The organism is Arthrobacter sp. JCM 19049 (assembly GCF_001310435.1).
Genome location: NZ_BAXF01000673.1, coordinates 1 through 978 on the forward strand (window position 1 = coordinate 1; position 978 = coordinate 978).

The window sequence follows — 978 nt, forward strand, 5'->3', positions numbered from 1 at the left end:
CGCCCGCGCGCGACGGTACACCACACTTGGAGCATGGAAACCACCGGCGAAGCACCCCGCCCCCACCAGATCACCCTGCGCTTCCTGGCCGCGCCCATGGATGTGGGCCTGTCCGGCACCGTCGAGGCCGGCACCGTGCTGGAGTGGGTGGACAAGGCCGCGTACGCCGCGGCCGTGGGCTGGGCCGCCAGCTACTGCGTCACCGCGTACGTGGGCAACATCCACTTCTCCGACCCGGTGGGCAGCGGGGATTTGGTGGAGGTCACCGCCAGCATCGTCTACACCGGCACCTCCTCCATGCACGTGCACACCGAGGTCTCCTTCCGCGACCCGCGCGGCGAGCGCACCGGCACCTCCACCACCTGCCTGGTGATCTTCGTGGCCGTGGACGAGCACGGCAAGCCGCGCCGGTGCCCAGCTTCACCCCGCGCACCGAACTGCAGACCCGGCGCCGGGACGACGCGCTGGCCCGGATCGGGATCCGCGACGCCATCGTGGAGGAAATGAAGGGCCAAAGCTACACGCAGGCCGGCACCGCCGAACGCATTACGCTGCGCTTCCTGGCCGAGCCGACGGACGTGAACTGGGGCGGGAAGGTGCACGGCGGGATCGTGATGAAGTGGATCGACACCGCCGCGGCGCTGTGCGCCTCGCGGTACTGCGGGCAGGACACCGTCGCGGTGTTCTCCGGCGGGATCCGCTTCTACCGGCCGCTGCGCATCGGGGACCTGGTGGAGGTCGAGGCCCGCCTGGTCTACACCGGGTGAAGGGCATGCACATTGCGGTGCACGTGCGCTCCGGGGATCCCAAGGGCGGCCAGCTGAACCTGACCACCTACTGCCTGACGGTGATGGTGGCGCGCGATGCGACCGGAACCGCGGTGCCGGTGACCCCTTGGGTGCCGCGCTCCGCGGAGGACCGGGCGCTGTGGGAGCACGCCCGCACCCTGGTGCGCATCCGCGCCAACTCCCCCCGGCG

1 pseudogene is annotated in these 978 nt (G+C 71.1%); it reads left to right on the plus strand.

The annotated features are described in order from the left end of the window. Positions 1 to 33 precede the first annotated feature (33 nt). Positions 34 to 978 (plus strand): annotated as a pseudogene (locus tag JCM19049_RS15425) (acyl-CoA thioesterase); the annotation flags it as partial.